We start from the raw sequence: 18,996 nt of genomic DNA, 5'->3' as shown, positions 1-18,996 counted from the left end.
TTTTCTATGTCTCAAAAGCTTTAATCCTCCCCAACCCTCCTTTAATAAAGGAGTGAGGGTCCCCTCTTGTTTAAAGAGGGGTTGGGAGATTGATCCGATTACCCTGCCTTTTTTAATGCAAAATCCCGACCAAAAAGCAGTTTGCTGCGGATATTACTAATCGGTGTCTGATCTGCAATCAGTTCTGCATACCAAGCTCCATCTTCGGTATCGCCAAATAGCACCGCACCAATGACCTTGTCCTGCTGGATAATGATCCGTTTATAGATTTGACGTTTTTCATCATTCAGCACGATATCTTCAAAATCATCCTGAGGTTCAAAATTTCCGGCTGAGAAGACATCACATCCGCTAACCTTGAGTTGGGTCGGAACAGTCGGTGCCTTAAAGGTCAGTCGGCCATGTTCAGCCAGATGCGTCGCGCAGATAAAGGCCTGTCCCCATAATGGCTCAACCAGTCCAAAGGTCTGGCCACGATGCTCAATGCATTCACCCACTGCATAAATACTCGGGTCATAGGTTTGCATGGTGTCATTCACCAGCACCCCACGATTGCAGCGCAGACCAGCCTGTTCAGCCAGGGTTTTATTTGGTCGAATCCCGACGGCGAAGACCACCAAATCGGCATCCAGCATTGTCCCTTCTTTTAGTCGCAGTTGAGTCACGTGACCATCAATACCGAGCAGCTCTTCGGTGTTGGCTTCAGTGATGATTCGGATGCCTTTATCTTCAATTGATTTTTTCAGCATTTGACTGGCTTTCATATCCAGTTGACGATCCATAATACGGTCCATCAGATGCAGCACAGTTACATTCATCCCCTGCTGCTTCAGTCCATAAGCTGCTTCTAGACCCAGCAACCCACCTCCAATCACGACGGCATTTTTCTTGGTTTTGCAGTAATCCAGCATGCGGTTAACATCCTGAATATCCCGGAAGCTAATCACGCCTTCAAGTTCAGCACCCGGAATAGGTGGCATGAAGGGTTTGGAACCAGTGGCGAGGATCAAACGGTCATAAGCAACGACTTCGCCTTTTTGGGTGTGGACCTGTTTACGCGAACGGTCGATAGCGATGGCAGCATCCCCAGCAATGAATCGAATGCCTTTTTCAGCATACCAGTCGGCTGAATGCAGCATAATTTCTGCAAAGCTTTTCTCACCAGACAATACCGGTGACAACATGATCCGGTTGTAATTGCCCCATGGCTCTTCCCCAATCACGGTAATGTCATAACGATCTGGCGCCATATCCAGCAAGTCTTCCAGACAACGCATACCCGCCAGTCCATTCCCGATCAGTACCAGTTTTAAGCGCTCTGTGTTTTGACCATTACTGGAAATATAAGTTTTTTGTGGAGTCGGACTCACCAGAACTTTGCCATTTTCAATTCGGGTTGGAAATACCAGTAATTTCTGCTCTTGTTCTTCCAGACAACGACCGGTCACCAGACTGAAATGCTGCTTGTAAATTGGGGATGCGACTACACGCTCACCTTGCAGATCACCCAGAATGCCACGTGCCATGACATTGGCCAGACTAAACGGATCCTGATTGCTGAGTGCATAAACCCGCTGTTCCTGACCCACGCGAAAAATTGCAATCTGCTGATCTTCAATCAGGGCTGCCACACCGGTATTCGGAGTGATCTCATCCAGATTGCAGACTTCGTACCAGTTCAGTTCGTTCATGTCTTTTAAAATTGTCATTTTCATTCTCCCTGACTGTGGTATTTAGGCTTCAACCACTGGAATACGGTTTAAATCACGTTCAGCTTCTGTCTTTGGACGAATCTGGCCACGTACAGGCGCAAACTGAATATGCGGGTCATTCTGCTCGGCTACTTTGGCATTAATAAAAGTCTTAAAGCGTTTGCGCACTTCAGGATCTTCAATCGCAGTGCGCCATTCATCCTGATAAGTGCCAATCACATGCTGCATACGGCTTTCCAGTTCAGCGGCAATGCCGAGCGAATCATGCACAATGACATCTTTCAGATAGTCCAGCCCACCTTCCATATTGTCACGCCACACACTGGTGCGCTGCAGACGGTCTGCTGTCTGGATATAGAACATAAAGAAGCGGTCGATATATTTGATGAGTGTGGGAGTATCCAGATCCGAGGCGAGCAGTTCAGCATGGCGCGGTTTCATGCCGCCATTTCCGCATACATATAGATTCCAGCCTTTTTCCGTGGCAATGACACCGACATCCTTGCTCTGTGCTTCTGCACATTCACGGGTACAGCCGGATACTGCCATTTTGGTTTTATGTGGTGAACGCAGGCCTTTATAACGATTCTCCAGGAAAATCGCCAAGCCGACAGAATCATCGACTCCAAAACGGCACCAGGTACTACCCACGCAAGATTTCACCGTACGTAAGGATTTGCCGTAGGCATGTCCAGATTCGAAACCGGCATTGATCAGTTTTTCCCAGATTTCAGGCAGTTGATGTACCTGCGCACCAAACATGTCAATTCGTTGTCCGCCCGTGATTTTGGTATATAGACCATAATCTTTGGCGATCTGACCAATCGTGATCAAGCCATCTGGGGTAATCTCGCCGCCTGCCACACGTGGCACAATCGAATAGGAACCATCTTTCTGGATATTGCCGAGGTAGTAGTCGTTGCTATCCTGCAAACCAGCATGACTTGGTTTCAGCACAAAATCATTCCAGCAGGATGCCAGAATATTGGCTACAGTCGGTTTGCAGATATCACAGCCCATGCCGTGCCCATGTTGCTGAATCAGGTCAGAGAATGTCTTGATTTCATGCACACGTACCAGGTGATACAGTTCCTGACGTGAATAGGCAAAATGTTCACACAGGTGATTGTTCACCGTGACACCCTGACGCTGTAATTCAGATTTGAGAACCTGCGTCACCAATGGCGCACAGCCACCGCACGCCGTTGCAGCCTGGGTGCATTTTTTCAGTGCACCCAATGAAGTTGCACCGCCATCAATGGCTGAACAGATATCAGCTTTGGAAACGTTATTACAGGAACAGATGGTCGCACTGTCAGGCAATAAATCGATGCCACTACCACCCGATTTGGAAGTTGACTGATCAAAGCCCGGCATAATCAGGCTTTCCGGTTGCTCCGGTACAGCCAGACCATTCAGCATCATTTGTAAAAGATCGCTATATTCTTTGGCACAGCCCACCAGCACCGCGCCCAGCAGCTTGGTCTTGTCTGCTGACACCACGATTTTTTTATAAACCTGCGCCGCTTCATCAGCATAGAAATAGCTCAAGGCACCTGGGGACATGGCGTGTGCATCACCAATAGAGGCAACATCCACCCCCATCAGTTTAAGTTTGGTGCTCATGTCTGCACCAGCGAATGCATGACTTTCTTGTCCTAGTACGTGTTTCACCGCGATACGGGCCATGTCATAGCCCGGTGCAACCAGACCATAAATTTTATTATCCCAAAGTGCACATTCACCAATGGCATAAATGTCCGGATGTGAGGTCTGACAATAATCATTAATGATGATGCCGCCACGCTCACCAATCAGTAAGCCGCTCTGGCGCGCCAGTTCATCACGCGGACGAATCCCAGCCGAGAACAGGATGATATCGGTTTCAAGTACCGAACCATCTCCGAACTTCATTACATGCTGAGTGCTGTCACCATCTTCAATACTCGACGTGGCCTTTTGAGTATGTACCTTGACACCAAGGTCTTCAATTTTAGAGCGCAATACCCGGCCGCCCAGATCATCAATCTGCACCGCCATCAGACGCGGAGCAAATTCTACGACATGGGTTTCCAGATTCAGATCCCGCAGAGCTTTCGCTGCTTCCAGCCCTAGCAAGCCGCCGCCAATCACTACGCCAGTTTTTGCATTCAGGCTAGCTGCACGAATGGCATCCAGATCTTCAATAGTACGATAAACAAAGCAATTCTGACGATCATTGCCCGGGATTGGGGGTACAAAGGCATAAGAGCCGGTAGCGAGAATCAACTTGTCAAAACTCAGCACATCACCCTGGCTGGTGGTGACGGTTTTATGGAGCTGATCAATTTCAACCGCTTTAGTATTAAGTCGCAAATCAATGCCATAAGCATCGGCAAAATCACTACGACACAGACTCAGATCCTTGACCGACTTGCCGCTGAAATATTCGGTCAAATGTACCCGGTCATAAGCTAAATGTGGCTCTTCTGCCAAAATGGTCAGCTCAATGTCATCACCGGCCTGTTCCAGTACAGATTCGATGAATTTATGCCCCACCATGCCATGCCCAATCATGAGAATTTTCATATCTGCACTCCAACTATTGTTTTTTTAAAGATGATAAAAAGCCACATATCACGTCTAGGCATTGATATGTCTGCTGATTGAATATGTTGTAAATACCGCGACCCAGCGCTTTGTAATGCTGGAGGAAGGGTTGAAACGCTTGTACGTTTTGTATTGCTGAACAACTGACCATGTCATTTATCCTGTGCTGAACGAAATACCAATCACATTTTTTGAAAATGCAATTACGATCAGAACGGACATCGTTGGCCGTTGTTAGTATTGAAAGTCATCTTTGACGATTTAATAAATGCAGAAACCGTGCCAACTTTTTTAATAGATAAATGCCTTGTTTCAGGCAGACGTTTAATATAAATGCTTCATTTTGATGAGCTATCAGCTGAAATATCTAAAGCTGTGCACTAAATTGAACAGAAAAATAGAATTTTATGCACCAATTTAATGGCATGTTTTTTGCTTTAATCCTGCTTGAATATTCCTTAGGCCTTACTTGAAAATATTCCATGTCCAAATTACGAATTGCTCTTATTGATGATGATTTGGAGCGCGCCCAATTCATCCAGGAATCCCTACTTTTACATGATTTTCAGGTGGTGGCCTGTTTAATCCTGAATGACCTGAATATGGTGCATGTCAAAGGTATTCATGCAGATGTGATCCTGCTGAATATGGATCATCCGCATCGGGATATTATTGAAAGCTGTGTCAGCCAATATGAACTTCCGACCGTGCTGTTTACCCAGAACTCCAATAAAGACACCATCAAAAGTGCAATTGATGCCGGAATCACGGCTTATATTGTCGATGGTATTGATCCCACTAAACTAGAAAGCATTCTGGAAATTTCAATTGAACAGTTTCGCAAACATAAAAAGCTGCTGGATGATTTAAAAGAAACCCAGGACAAGCTGATTGATCGTAAAGATATTGATAAAGCCAAAGCACTGCTCATCCAGCTACATGCCTTAACGGAAGAACAAGCCTTTGCTTTATTGCGTAAAAATGCCATGAGTCACCGGATTACCATTGGTGAAATGGCCAGACGCTTACTGGATGCACAAAAGCTGTTATTGGGCCAATAAGGAAAAGCATATGTCCACATTAGAAAAAACTGAACTCAATATTGGCTATATTCCTTTACTTGATTGTGTCGCCATTCTCTGGGCCGAAAAACAGGGGTATTTTTCCGAGCAAGGATTAACCATCAATTTAATCCGTGAAGCTTCCTGGTCAAGTTTGCGTGACCGTCTGGCCTATGGCTTTCTGGATGCTGCACATTGTCTATCCGCCATGTTGCCCGCTGCTGCCCTGGGCACAGACCAGTTACAGGTGGCTTTGCAAACCCCTCTAGTACTGAGCGTGAATCAGGCTTTTATTAGCCTGCGCCAGGATTGGTGCTATGAACTCGGCATCCAGCCTGGGGATGATGAACAGAGTACCTCAAAAAAACTGGTGCAGGCTTTACAACAGAATCATCCCATCAATCTGGCCTATGTCTATAAATATTCAATTCACCATTACTGTTTAAAAGAATGGTTGGCGCTGACTGATCCACAACTGGCCAAGAATATCCAGCTGATGACCTCTCCACCGCCTTCCATGGTAAAAGGAATTTCGGAACAAGTATTCGATGGTTTTTGTGTGGGAGAACCCTGGAATATTCAGGCCAAACTTGAAGGCTATAGCTTTATCGTTGCGGCGAGCCAGAATGTCATTCCAAAAGTTGCCGATAAAGTCTTGGCCATGACCCAGGAATGGGCAGAACAGCATCCATTTACTGTAGAGGCAGTGGTCAAGGCAGTACAAAAAGCGCAGAATGATTTAAAGCAGCGCAGTGATTTATCAGAAGTATGGGACATGCTGGTGGATTATCAGATTATTCAGTTTGAATGTTCCACCCAGCGGCATGTTTATGACTTTTACAAGATCAAGAATATTATCCGGAATTTTGTTGGAGAAAGTGCCAAACCGAAAGTCGATGATTTTATCTGGCTCCTGCAGCAGATGCAGAAATGGGAAGATATTGATCTGTCAGTGGATGATCAGCTACAGATTGCACAATCCTGTATTTATCAACAAGAATCTAGCACTGTTTAATACTTTGTATATTCCCATAAAAAAGACCCGGGGAAATTCCGGGTCTTTTTTATTTAATGTTTTATTTAGCTTAATGCCCGCTGTAAATCCAGTTGCATGAATTTCTGCAAGGACAATTTTCCAGCAATAATCTGATTGATGAATTGTGACATTTCATCATATAGCGCCTCATAGAGCTGTGGCTCCAATGCCATATGTCTCAACTGAATCTGCAAATGCATCAAAAGTTCCTGCTGCCCGCATTCACCCTGCTCGAGAGCATAGACATAACCGAGCACCGCTCCTTTTAATATAACATCATAAGCTAAGCTATATTTAAGCAAGGTGGCCAATGACCCCATAACACGCTCATTATACTCAAGTTTTCTTAGGGGTTCACGACCTACACGCGCGCATGGATCCTGATAAGCATTGGCACAGGATTCACTAAAGCTTTGAGCCATACGTTCCAGGTCTGAGGCATGTTTTGGAATCTGGTAGCAGAGACCATGCTTCACCTGAGCTAAGGCTTGGTGCATAAATTTTCTGACTGTATGATCAGACATGGCAACACCAATAGTCTGATGTCCACGCAGACTGGCATACCACGCCATCATCGCATGCACGCCATTCCATAAGCGGTTTTTAATCAGCTGGATATTGGCAATATCATCCACCAGAATCATCTGCCGCATTTTCGCCAGTAACGGACTGTTATTTTCTACATAAATCGGCATATCTGTTTCAGCATTAAACAGAATCAGATCCATAGACTGCAGAATATGACTCGGCTGGAAATTACGGCGCAGGTCTTCAATATATAGCCCAGCCTGATGTTCCTGTTCTGCATTCAGTGCCGTAGCATCATCCAGATCAACTACGGACAGATCCTCATCCAGTTGATATTGCTTGAACATGTTGTATTTGATACGCAGCTGACGGTACAGTTTCTGGTCTGACAGCTTGGACACCATACGGTTGACCACGGTGTCACAGAAATAATGTTGATCCATAATTTTCTGGGCTGTCTGTCCATCAGTAATCATTCGCAGACTATTCAGAATCTGCTGCATTACCCGTTGTTTAGCGCCGATTTTATTCAGGATAATTAAAACTGTCAGTGGCTGATCCTGCTGCTCATAAGCCAGATAACGTGCGTATAAGCCCTGTGCAATGACCTCTGCTTCAGAAACCAGCGCTTCCTCAGGTACGCAGACTGCTACAAGACTGGATTCAATATACATGTTCTGCATTTGTTCCAGATCATGCGCATCAATCACGCTCATATTTTCAATACGCTGGTCAAAAGAATTCTGGCCATAGCGAATACAGTAAGTGCCAAAAGCATTGACGCTAGATTGATACAGCGGATTACGTGTCGAAGCAATAATTTTGCGCGGACGAGTGTATCCATCCCAGTGTGATAATACCTGAGCCAGATAACCGCCCCCAATTGCACCAAAACCGTGAATCCCGACAGTCAGCTGATTGAGTGTTTGCGGAAAAGCAGTATTCAGTTCCGGCATGTCCAGAACCGGAACAAACTGGTTCAGTTCCATTAAAAAATCTTCGACCGTTTCATAATAATACTGGGCTTGTGCCAGCATGGACTCGTTCGGTATTTTGATATCCTTGAAAAGTACCGTCATACCACCTGCATCATAGGCAGAACGCAAACCGTTTTCAGAATCTTCAAACATCAGGCACTGGGCCGGGCTTAAATTGATTTTTTCGGCTGCACTGATAAAAATTTCCGGATGAGGTTTCCCCTGTTTAATCTCATCGCCACACACCAGCACATCAAAAAACTTATAGACATTGGCATTGATCAGATATTCTTCTGCGATTGCACGGCGACTTGAAGTCGCCACCGCCATTTTCAGGCCTGCCTTGCGTAAGCGTTCCAATACCTGCAATAAACCCTTTTTAATGGGAACACCGTGATGACGTACATGTTCCAGTTCCAGCACATCGGCACGCTGGCGAATCTCAGCATAGGGCACATCCTGTCCATAACGCTCTTTGGCTAGCTGCTCTGCACTACGGGCACTGAGGCCCAAACACTGCATTAAATAACTTTCAGAAAATTCGACACCAATCAGCTCACGTGAAGCTTGCTGCAAGGTTTGAAAGCGCAAGCGTTCCGTATCGAACATGGTTCCATCCATATCGAAAATTGCGCCATGTACGATTTGATTTTTAAACTCTAACATTGCTCCCCTTTTTATAATTCAATGAGTTAAGAAGTGAGCAATACCTTAAAGAAAAGCTGGGTCGAATTAAACCGATGTAAAGATATGAAATAGTTTGGATCAAAAAATAACCAATAAAGACTAAAATTCCATGTTTTATGTTTCTACATGTAATCAGAATGTTAACTTAAGTAAGTTGCCATCCTTACCTTTCATTTTAAATTTTCTTTTTAAATATAAGATTATTTTAACATTTTGGCTGTTTCCCCTCATCATGGCATCCATTTTGCTTAGTCAGTATTACGTTTTATAAAATTTGTAATATTGAGGGGCAACACTATGAGTTACGTTGCACGTGAACTCAGTCAAAGAAATAAATTGCTGTTTGGCTTGGGGTCTTTTTTAATACCAATTTTAATTTGGTGTGCAGTCAGCTACTTGCCATTTATCTGGCATCCACAAGTCCAGATTACTGATTCAGGTAGTGTTGCCTATTTACAGGTCGAAAGTCGTATTGATAAAGACCAGTTTTTTTCTGCTGCTCAGTCTGCGGTAGATCAGGGTCTGGCTCCGCCGCAGGGTATTCTGGTCAACCCGATTTATCTGCCTGCACCGCATCAAGTGGCAATTGCACTGATCACAGCTTTTACCACGGAGCCTACCCAAGCCAATGCACCCTGGTTTCATGAAAGTCTGTGGCACAGTATCAAGTTGGTCTTTACCGCGTTCTTTATTTCTTCCTTGGTTGGTATTCCACTCGGTATTTTATGCGGATTTTCAAATAAAATTTCCCAGCTGACCGAACCCTTTGTTGAGTTTTTCCGCTATTTACCTGCTCCCGCCTTTGGTGCACTGGCAGTGGCAATTCTCGGAATTAATGATGCACCCAAAATTGCCATTATTGTGATAGGAACCCTGTTCCAGCAAATCCTGATCATTGCCAATACCACACGTCTGGTGGATCGCAGCCTGATTGAAGCCGGTTTTACCTTGGGCACCAATAAACTGAAAAGCCTGTTGCATGTGGTGATTCCAGCGGCCCTGCCTGAAATTTACCGCAATCTGCGTGTGCTGCTGGGTTGGGCATGGACATACCTGATCGTAGCAGAATTGATCGGCAGCACCTCCGGAATTACCTGGTTCATTACCCAGCAAGCCCGCTATCAGAACTTTGATAATGTCTTTGCCGCGATCCTGATTATCGGGGTGATTGGTCTGCTGTGTGATGTGATCTTGATGAAATTGGGACAACGCTTATTTAAATGGAAACCGGGAGCTAACTGATGCAAAACACTGAATTTAATACCCGCGAATACTTTGACAAGATTTATAGCCGTCCGGTGATTCTGGAAGCCAAACAGCTGACCCAATCATTCAGTCATGGCAAAACCGAGCGTACGGTTTTAAATGCCCTTGATTTGAAAATTCATAAGCGGGAGTTCATCTGTGTGATTGGGCCTTCCGGTTGCGGCAAGTCAACCTTTAGCCGTGTAGTCGCCGGTCTGGATCCTTATAGCAGTGGTGAGATTCTGGTGGATGGCCAGCCAATTACCGGCCCAAGTCCGGAGCGTGGCATGGTGTTTCAGGGCTATACCCTGTTTCCATGGAAAACCGTCAAGGAAAATGTCATGTTTGGCCCGCGCATGAAAGGCCAAAGTAGTGCAGCGGCCGAAGCGCAGGCACGTGAATGGATCAATATCATTGGTCTGGAAAAGTATGAAAACCAGTATCCGCATGAGCTGTCTGGCGGGATGAAACAGCGTGTCGCGATTGCCCGGGCTTTGGTCAATGAACCGAAGATCCTGTTGATGGATGAACCCTTTGGAGCACTCGATCCGCATACCCGGCAAAAAATGCAGCGTCATCTGATGGATCTTTGGCAAAATATCGACATCACCATCATTTTTGTGACTCACGATATGGATGAAGCCATTTTACTGGCCGACCGTATTGTGGGGCTGAAAGCCAATCCGGGTGAAATCAAGGAAATTATCGAAGTTGATCTACCTCGTCCACGCCATCCAGACGTCATGCTTAGTCCTGAATTTAAACAGTTAAGACAACGTGTCGATTATCTGGTGCATGCTGAAGAAGATGAACTGGATCCGGCACTGGCAGAACTGCCGGTCATTCCGCGTATGACCAAGGTCAGCAGCAATAAATAATCTTATCCAAAATGCCTTTGGGACGACCCGAAGGTTTTAATCGCTGTGTTGGACGACCAACATTAGAGGTGATTATCATGCAAGCGCAATATGTACTCCCACTGGTTGATATTTCAAAATTACAAAGTCCGGATTTAGCCGATCGTATTGAAGTTGCTCATGCTCTGGATCATGCCTGTAAAGAAGTCGGATTTCTTTATCTGCAAGGTAGCCAGTTTAATTCTGATTACGCCAAAGCCCTGATTGAAATGGCCCAGTCCTATTTTTCTCAGGATCTGGACACCAAAATGCAGCACTATATTGGCAAATCAAAAAACCATAGTGGCTATGTGCCGATTGGCGAAGAACAGTTTGCCGGCAACAGTTATGATTTAAAAGAAGCCTATGATGTCAATTATGATTATCAGGGGGTAAGAAAAGACTGTCCTTTACTTGGGCCCACCTTATGGCCAGACCATCCGGATTTCAAGTCTATTGTCAGCCAATACTATAGTCATCTGCGTGAGATCAGCCGGCAGATTTTTTCTGCCTTTGCACTGGCGTTGGGCGTTCGTGAGGACTTTTTTGAAAGCAAAATTACTGCTGCACCAAGTCAGCTACGCTTGATTCATTATCCCTATAATCCGGAAGTGCAAGATGCCGAAGGCATTGGCGCACATACCGATTACGAATGCTTTACCTTGCTGTTACCAACCGCGCCCGGCTTACAGGTTTTAAATAAAACCGGCGAATGGATCGACATTCCTCTGATTGAAAATACCCTGGTGATGAATATCGGTGACATGATGGAAATTCTGTCGAATGGTAAATATCTCGCCACCAAGCACCGCGTGAAAAAGGTCTCGGAAGAACGTTATTCATTCCCGCTGTTTTGCGCCTGCAATTATGACACCGTGATTGAACCGGTTATTCACACTGAAAATTCCAAATATTCTGCCCTGATCGGGGGTGAGCATCTGTTTAATCAGACCGCCCAGACCTTTCAATATTTAAAACAGCGCATTGCTAGCGGTGAACTGATCTTAAAAAATGCTGTACCACTTTCCTCTTTTGGACTTGAAGAACAGGCGGAGACAGCATCATGAATCTGTTTGAAGTGATTAAGACTTTAAAGCCCACCACCCCTCAGCCAGAGATTATTCCGGACTTTTTATACGGTGCTTTCCGGCGTAAAAGTATCAGTTTTTATAATGGCCTGACTGATGAAAATACCATTGTGTACTGGTTTCAGTCGCGCAGTTTTACTATTGATCTTCGTCTAAAAAGCCAGACGGGAACTGCTGTTCAGGAACGCCAAGGCTGGATTGGCAATACACTTTGGGATAGTGCCAGCCAACTCTTGTCCTGGGAAGTGAAAGACTACGCCAATTACCAGAATCATGTGCAATGGCCGGAACCAGCTAAGCTACATGCGATTGGTAACTGCATTCTGGAATTTTCTCCCAGTAATGTTTATGTCGAAGACTGGCGACAGCAGGTACAGCACGGTTTATTTTTAGGCCTGCGTCTTAAGTCTGCGTTTGATGTTCAATCTGGTCAGGAGCTGGAAATGGATGGTGGCCTGATGATTTGTGGCAATCATATTGCCTATGCCCTGACGCGTTTACCAGAAGTGCAAAGTACAGTCGCTCAAATGGACTTTAAAGCTGTCGAACCGACCGTGTTTACCTTGTTAGAAAGTTTTGAGGTATCTATTGGGACTGATAGTCAAAGCAAAACTTATAGCACTCGCAGCAGTGAGACAGGCAAAGCCTTTCATCTGGAAAATTTTGAAGTTCTCGATGAAACCCGTCTGGTTCAGCACGTCATTTTAGATGGTCGCGACATTGACCTGATTTTTGCGCTGGATATATATCAGCCGGACTATGAATTTCAATACAGGACGCCAACGACTACAGAAGCTGAAAGCTGGCTCAATTCAGAACGGGAACATCTGATGCAGCATGCAGAACGGGTGCTATAGGGAGAAATATGTCTTTTTTATATCTGTCGATTGCCATTATTGCAGAGGTTATTGCGACTTCTGCACTTAAAGCCTCTAATGGTTTTAGTGTGCTCTGGCCTTCGCTTGCTACCATTTTGGGTTATGCCATTGCCCTGTTTTTTCTGTCACTAACCATGAAAACCATCCCGATGGGCATTGCTTATGCGATCTGGTCAGGAGCCGGCATTATTTTAATTTCAACGGTTGGTCTCTTGGTATTTAAACAGCAACTGGATCTTCCTGCACTGATCGGGCTGGCATTCATGATTATTGGCATTATTTTTATCAATGTCTTTTCTAAAAGTACGCAGCTTTAATTTTTTGATATTGATCTGATAATAAAAAATCCCCAATCTGGGGATTTTTTATGGGTTTAGATTACATTCCTAAATGAGGATATATGCTCTATTTGAGTTCTTGTACCAAGGTCGGAACAATCACACCATCTACATTCATTTCTGTCGTATAAATGCCGTTGGCCACATTGAATTTATTGACATGGTAGCTGGAACCATAGATCGAATCGAAGCCATCACCCTTGGTAAAGACTTTCTTGTTCGCTGCTAAATCGAGTAAATGGGTGCCGTCAAGAAACTGCATATAAGTTTTCGCATCGACCCCGACACGTTTAGACATGATCTGTGCGGCATCTTCACGAGTCGCCGGGTCGTTGATGTATTTCACCGTTTTATCCCAGACCTGAATCACCTTTTTCCATTGCTCTTTATTGGCTTCAAGATGGGTCGGATTAACGGTTAAAGTATCGTAAATCAGACCGGGCTTGTCTTTAGATGTGAAAATAATCTTGGAACCGGCCACCGCGGATAAAGCCTGATTCGCCACTGGCTGCCATACCGCAATTGCATCAATATCGGCAGTTGCAAATACCTGTGGCAATTCATTGGTCATGGTATTGACCAGTTTGACCTCATTCAGGCCAACTTTGGCATCATCCAGTGCCGTAGACAGCAGTAAGTGATCGACCAGACCTTTTTCAGTGGCTACGGTTTTACCGCGCAGATCCTGAATCGAATTAATACCATTCTTGGCAATAATCACGTCATTCCCGGCTGAATAATCGGTCGCCATGATCATCACGCCTTTAGTCCCACCAGAGCCAGTGACCAGATTATCACCATTAGTGACCATGACCGCATCCAACTGGTTGGCGGCAAAGGCTGAAAGTGAAGCTGAATAGTCAAACCATTTAAAATCAGCATTGACTCCAGCTTCCTCTAACCAGCCTTTTTCAATCGCTACCTGCCAGGCCACAAAGCCCGGCCAGTCGCTATAACCAATACGGATGGGTTGAATATTTACAGTACCTTCAGCCTTGGCATTCGGTTCAGGAACTTTGGCAGTATTGTCACAGCCCGCCAATAAAATTGCAGACAGTACAGAGACTGACATCAATGCTTTTTTGATCATTTTGCGATTTCCCCTATGCATTCACATTTAAATTTAGTATTTGAAAGCTGTTTTGATTTCATAAATTCGCGCCAGCCACCGAAATGGCTAATATCGGAAGCATCTTCAAGCGCATAGCCTTCACAGATAAAGCCTTTAACCCATGTACCATCAATCAGTTGGGCATTGCCAATACCCAATGGTGCTGGCACTTCTGCAACAATGTCCCCGAACAGTGCACGCGGAATGTCCCAGACTTCGACTTCAATTGAAGAACCTTTCGCGTTGTATTGCAGGCCAGGTTTTGGCGGTGTGGTATTTTTTAAAGCGTAGAGTTTGTAATGCGAAGTAGTCCGGGTCTGCTTGATCAGGGTGCCACCACGTGTGGTCAGCTGAAAATTCAGCGGCATTCCGGTCAGATGTGCTCCGACGACAGCCAGTTTCACGTTGTGACCTGATGAGATTCCAGTTGTTTTTTCATACAGGCGTTCAGATGTGCCTAACTTTAACTGGCTCGCCTGCTGCCATTTTTGCCCGAATTTGGCCAGTGCTTCATCCATCCAGGCTGACGCAATAAAGGTCACACCCGTTGGCAGACCATCGGCACGAATACTATTTGGTAATGCCAAAGCCGACAGGTCGGCAAAATTGACAAAATTGGTATAAGCGCCCATGTGGCTGTTTTTCACCAGAGGATCGGCTTCTACCTCTGCAATGCGATAAATGGTGGGTGCCGTAGGCACCATCAAGGCATCATAATCTGCCAGTGTATTTTGAATAACACGGCTCTGGCGGGCGCGTTCATATTCATCCTGCATGGCATCGACCGCACTGAACCGGTCTGCCTGTGCAATAATCTGGCCAATTACCGGATGGGTCTGCTCGCGTTGCACCATTTTTTCCACGGCACTGGTACGTTCAGCTACCCAAGAGCGGTTATACAAGGCCGCTGCCAGTTGTTGAAATGGAGCAAAATCAATCGGCTCAACCGTATAACCCAAGCTTTGTACACGTGCGATCGCCAGCTGGAATGCTTTTTCAGTTTCAGCATCGCCATAAAATTCCAGTGTATCTGGAATGGCAATTTTCCCTTTTGAAAATTGGCTAGGAACATTTTGAGGATGCGTTCTGGAATACTCATCGCTGGCATCATAGCCCTGCATGACTTGCGCTACCTGCCAGGCATTATCCACCGTTAAGGCAAAAATCGAAATCACATCGATGGTGCGGCAAGCCGGAATCAGGCCGGTAGTCGAGAACCAGCCTTTGGTCGGTTTGAGTCCGACAATGTTATTGTGCCCTGCCGGTACACGTCCTGAACCTGCAGTATCTGTACCCAGTGAAAATGGCACTAAGCCGTTTGCGACGACTACACTGGAACCCGAACTCGAGCCGCCACTGATATATTCAGGATTAAAGCTGTTCTTTACCGCGCCGTATGGGGAGCGCACACCAACCAGACCCGTCGCAAACTGATCCAGATTGGTTTTACCCACGACAATCGCGCCGGCAGCTTTTAATTTGGCGACTGCTGTTGCATCGGAAGTTGCCAGATAAGCTACCTCTTTACATGCTGCTGTGGTATAGAACCCTGCAACATCAATATTGTCCTTGACTGCAAATGGCACCCCATAAAGTGGCAAGCTTGCACTATCTGCACCAGTTAATGGATCAATTTGTGCCTGTAATTGTGCTGCTGTTGCAATTGAAATCCAGGCATGATCGTCATTATTCAATCCGGCAACATACTCAATCAGGTCACTAAGCTGGATATTGTTATTCTGGTAGGCGTGTTGCCAGTCCTGTACAGTCCATAAGTTGTGCACAGCTGTTCTCCTTAAGTGTGTTCGGTATTTTGTGGAATGGGTGGCATGACGGCATCCATCAGTTCGAGATGCCCTTTAATCACGCCTTTCAGTGCAATAAATTGTTCGCTTATTTCTTTCAGATCACTGCTCGCGCCCTGCATCAGCATGACTTGCAGGATTTTTTCATCATCCAGCTGGATATGAAGTGAGTTGATCACTTGCGCCAGATACTGCTGTTGCAGATCGACCAGCTGACTGCGTAGCGGTTTAAGGCTGACGTCATAGAGCAAAGTAAGTGTGCCAACCATGACTTCATCGCGAATCACCAGATCATCAATCAGGTGACGGTTAATCATGTCGACAATGGCCTGCGAACGGCTTTCATAGTGCTGCTCGACAATTTTTTGATCCATCGCATGTAGCGTGGTTTCTGGCACGGTAATACTGATCCGTGCCAATTTTTGTTTAGGCACGATGTTGATCCTTGGGTTGATATTGGGAAGACTGTTTAATGTGAAAGCCTGCACGTACACTGAGCAGCTCAACCAGAAAGTGAAGCCATGGATGCATTTTTTTATTTGATGTCGGATTGTTCATGTGCATCTCCTAGGGATATTACAAAACCAGAATTTCGTATTACTTAGGAAAATGCAGAAAGCGTGCCAATTTTTAGTTATTTGGATGAGGTAAATAAACTTGCTTAAAAGGGCGAAAAAAAGCCCCATAACATTGAAATGGGGCTTGTTCTAAAGCAAAAGTAAGTTTTGTATTTCACCGGTTTATTCCATTTTGATTGCTCATGTCCTTGCTATTCTTTTTATACATGAATGGTTAACCGATGTTTGTGATTATGAGTGATCAAGTGTATGTCTATCCTCTATTTATGTTGTATATAAATAAAAGCATTAAGCGTGCCACAATATAAAAGTAGAATAGATTTAAACAGAATGCGTGGGAAATTAATTACATACGTAAAAAGAGGCAAAACAAGAATGATTTATTTTTTAAGTATGCCTAAAAAATAGACCATTTTGCACCATTGGGGTTCGAGGGTGCATCAAAGTGTGGCTGAAAGATGTTTTAGCAATGGCAAGCACTTCCAGAAAAAATTTTCACATCTTTTTATAGATGGCATCTCGACGATCTACATCTAGTACCAAAACGACAATTTTGAAGTCGATAAGCTGATATACTAAGCGATAGCCTGCCGATCTAAGTTTTACTTTAGATAAATCAAATGATCCACTAAGTTTATTTTTGGAATCTTAGAATTTTCCAAAAAAATGGTTTCGAGCTTACGAATGAACAATCGTAAAATTTAAAACCGTTATTTAATTTCTGAAATTAATTTTTTTGTAAGTTAAAAGGCTCTAAAGAAACCTCTCGATTTAAATAACTAGTTTCATCCTTAGGTAGAACCTTACACTTATATTCTATTCTACCTTCTTTATTTTTTGTTTTTTCAACCACCTCAAAAAGAGGATTAATAATGGTAGTTTTTATATAAATCTTGGTTGACTTAACCTTAGTGTCTAACAATATAAAATTACTCAATTTTCTATTTTCAAGAATAATAATTTCATAGTCTTCTTGTGCAAAGATTGCATCTAATTCTTGTTTTTCATTATTTGGAATAAAATTACTGAACGCAGAAAATTTCTTTTCGTGACTTTTATTTGCTAACAACTCAACTATTTCGTAAGAATTGTTAATTTCTGTATTATTTAGTGGAAAATCAGACCTAAAAAAAACATCTACCTTTAATTTTTCACTGATTTTTCTAGCATTTTCTACATATTCTAATAATATATACATAGAGTTTATCCAATCTTTTTGAAAATTTTCAGTAATTACAGATGATATTTCAATTCCATTTACTGAAAGTCTAACCTTTAATTGATTACATTCTGCGAGAAGCTTATATACTCTTTTAATCTGATTAAAATAAGTTAGTCGTTCGACTGGTATATCATCCCAATTTTTAAGATGGATAGAAATCTCAAAATGTATTTTATTCGGCTCTCCAATTTTGATAGGTGAATTTTTATACTTTATGGTCATTAAACCGTCAAATTTCGTAATTTCTAAAGAATGTGATTTTTCTCCATAAACCACCTCAGAATTACCACTCAAGATAAGATTTTCTTTTTCATCAAAAAACTCTAACTCTCCTCTTAAATCGCTATTTTTCTTAACATATAGCTTTCCATCCTTTATCTGAGAAGGAAAAATAACATTTAAAGCTTCTGAATTAGAACTAATGGCATCAACATCTATTTCAAAAGTTTCCCCACCTTCAATTAACTTAGTATATTTCTTGGTAAACTCTTCAGCACTATTAGGTTTAAAATTAATTTTTACTGACTCTTCACTATCTTCTGCCACATCTATTCTATAATGAGTTGTGCTATTGATATAGTCACAGGAAATATTTAGTCTTGGATCAAGTATCCTAAGCTCTTCTTGAACTATTTTAGAAATAGTATTTAAAGAAGAATTTGCCACACCTATAAAGCTTTGACCTGATCTATGACTTTCAAGCACCCTTAATTGTGCTTCCTTTTGAAACTCACTTTCCGCATATAGAGGACTATTACTATTCGCCAATAATTTAAGCTCAGCTTTATTTTTCTACTCTTTTAATAACTCAACAGAATATGCATCAGGTTCTATATCAATTTTTCTAGCACAATGATTACATAACCAAATTCCATTCTCTATAGATTTTCTCTCTTGCTGAGACATAGTTTCATCATATCTTGGTCCTCCTACACTTGCTGCACATATATGTGCGGCTGTACCAGTAAGATTAATTTTATCTAAGGTAGCTTTTTGTGGCTCAATTGTTTGCTTACCACAATCTGGATTAGAACAAAGATTATTTACCCGTTCTCTTAATGCTCTCACAACAGGTTTTGAAAAATTATCTCTTCGTGTATTTGTCATAACATTAGAAAATTTATTGTAAGTATAAATATCATTTTAAACTAAACTATTAGGGTCTGTTGACATTTACTGTTCATAATTAACCCTATAAAGGTAGCCATAAAAATATACAGGCTAAAGCAACAGAACTTTGATAAT

Annotated in this window: 16 protein-coding genes; 7 read left to right on the top strand and 9 right to left on the bottom strand. The window is 43.5% G+C overall.

All coding sequences use genetic code 11. The features are described from left to right. Window positions 1–98: 98 nt before the first annotated feature. Window positions 99–1,709, bottom strand: a complete 1,611-nt coding sequence (nirD, locus tag NI455_RS12075) for a nitrite reductase small subunit NirD (protein ID WP_253114394.1) — start codon at window positions 1,707–1,709, stop codon at window positions 99–101. Window positions 1,710–1,733: 24 nt separating this feature from the next. Then, complete coding sequence (gene nirB / locus NI455_RS12070; RefSeq protein WP_253114391.1) at window positions 1,734–4,280, bottom strand: nitrite reductase large subunit NirB; 2,547 nt, start codon at window positions 4,278–4,280, stop codon at window positions 1,734–1,736. A 503-nt stretch (window positions 4,281–4,783) separates the two neighbouring features. On the opposite strand from nirB, the gene NI455_RS12065 reads away from it, so the two are divergent. Together NI455_RS12065 and NI455_RS12060 are read left to right on the top strand one after the other, a co-directional pair. Beyond that, entirely contained in the window at window positions 4,784–5,362 is a 579-nt protein-coding gene (locus tag NI455_RS12065) for an ANTAR domain-containing response regulator (protein ID WP_253114390.1), read from the top strand. 10 nt (window positions 5,363–5,372) lie between these two features. Beyond that, window positions 5,373–6,377 (top strand): CmpA/NrtA family ABC transporter substrate-binding protein, encoded by a 1,005-nt coding sequence (locus NI455_RS12060; RefSeq protein ID WP_253114387.1) that lies wholly within the window; start codon window positions 5,373–5,375, stop codon window positions 6,375–6,377. Between the two features lie 65 nt (window positions 6,378–6,442). Here NI455_RS12060 and mtlD read toward each other — a convergent pair whose 3' ends face one another. Beyond that, a complete protein-coding gene (gene mtlD, locus NI455_RS12055; protein WP_253114384.1) occupies window positions 6,443–8,569 on the bottom strand; it encodes a bifunctional mannitol-1-phosphate dehydrogenase/phosphatase in 2,127 nt (708 codons plus the stop codon). 318 nt (window positions 8,570–8,887) lie between these two features. On the opposite strand from mtlD, the gene NI455_RS12050 reads away from it, so the two are divergent. From NI455_RS12050 to NI455_RS12030, 5 genes are all read left to right on the top strand, one after another. Next, on the top strand, window positions 8,888–9,832 hold the full coding sequence (locus NI455_RS12050) for an ABC transporter permease (RefSeq protein ID WP_253114381.1): 945 nt from the start codon (window positions 8,888–8,890) through the stop codon (window positions 9,830–9,832). Beyond that, window positions 9,832–10,713: an ABC transporter ATP-binding protein gene (locus tag NI455_RS12045; RefSeq protein WP_253114379.1), complete on the top strand. Its 882-nt coding sequence runs from the start codon at window positions 9,832–9,834 to the stop codon at window positions 10,711–10,713. Before NI455_RS12050 ends, NI455_RS12045 begins: the two co-directional genes overlap by 1 nt. 77 nt (window positions 10,714–10,790) lie before the next feature. Then, a complete protein-coding gene (locus NI455_RS12040; protein ID WP_253114377.1) occupies window positions 10,791–11,798 on the top strand; it encodes an isopenicillin N synthase family dioxygenase in 1,008 nt (335 codons plus the stop codon). Next, window positions 11,795–12,676, top strand: coding sequence for a hypothetical protein (locus NI455_RS12035; protein WP_253114375.1), 882 nt, complete (start codon window positions 11,795–11,797; stop codon window positions 12,674–12,676). Before NI455_RS12040 ends, NI455_RS12035 begins: the two co-directional genes overlap by 4 nt. A gap of 8 nt (window positions 12,677–12,684) precedes the next feature. Next, window positions 12,685–13,014: a DMT family transporter gene (locus tag NI455_RS12030; RefSeq protein WP_004731048.1), complete on the top strand. Its 330-nt coding sequence runs from the start codon at window positions 12,685–12,687 to the stop codon at window positions 13,012–13,014. Window positions 13,015–13,102: 88 nt separating this feature from the next. Here NI455_RS12030 and NI455_RS12025 read toward each other — a convergent pair whose 3' ends face one another. The 6 genes from NI455_RS12025 to NI455_RS12000 all read right to left on the bottom strand — a co-directional run bounded on the left by NI455_RS12025 (window position 13,103) and on the right by NI455_RS12000 (window position 18,858). After that, a complete protein-coding gene (locus NI455_RS12025) occupies window positions 13,103–14,125 on the bottom strand; it encodes an ABC transporter substrate-binding protein (protein ID WP_253114373.1) in 1,023 nt (340 codons plus the stop codon). After that, window positions 14,122–15,930, bottom strand: a complete 1,809-nt coding sequence (gene atzF, locus NI455_RS12020; protein ID WP_253114371.1) for an allophanate hydrolase — start codon at window positions 15,928–15,930, stop codon at window positions 14,122–14,124. The genes NI455_RS12025 and atzF overlap by 4 nt, the downstream gene beginning before the upstream one ends. Before the next feature lie 11 nt (window positions 15,931–15,941). Further along, window positions 15,942–16,385, bottom strand: coding sequence for a CopG family ribbon-helix-helix protein (locus NI455_RS12015; protein WP_004280384.1), 444 nt, complete (start codon window positions 16,383–16,385; stop codon window positions 15,942–15,944). After that, window positions 16,378–16,509 (bottom strand): hypothetical protein, encoded by a 132-nt coding sequence (locus tag NI455_RS15505; protein WP_004647016.1) that lies wholly within the window; start codon window positions 16,507–16,509, stop codon window positions 16,378–16,380. Before NI455_RS15505 ends, NI455_RS12015 begins: the two co-directional genes overlap by 8 nt. A 747-nt stretch (window positions 16,510–17,256) precedes the next feature. Then, a complete protein-coding gene (locus NI455_RS12005) occupies window positions 17,257–18,519 on the bottom strand; it encodes a hypothetical protein (protein WP_253114368.1) in 1,263 nt (420 codons plus the stop codon). Window positions 18,520–18,543: 24 nt separating this feature from the next. Continuing rightward, window positions 18,544–18,858, bottom strand: a complete 315-nt coding sequence (locus NI455_RS12000) for a hypothetical protein (protein ID WP_253114366.1) — start codon at window positions 18,856–18,858, stop codon at window positions 18,544–18,546. Between the last annotated feature and the right edge of the window lie 138 nt (window positions 18,859–18,996).

The sequence above is a fragment of the Acinetobacter lwoffii genome (genome assembly GCF_024129435.1).
Classification (GTDB): domain Bacteria; phylum Pseudomonadota; class Gammaproteobacteria; order Pseudomonadales; family Moraxellaceae; genus Acinetobacter; species Acinetobacter lwoffii_F.
Note: the sequence above shows the minus strand (reverse complement) of the source record. Positions and strands in the feature narration are given on the sequence as shown.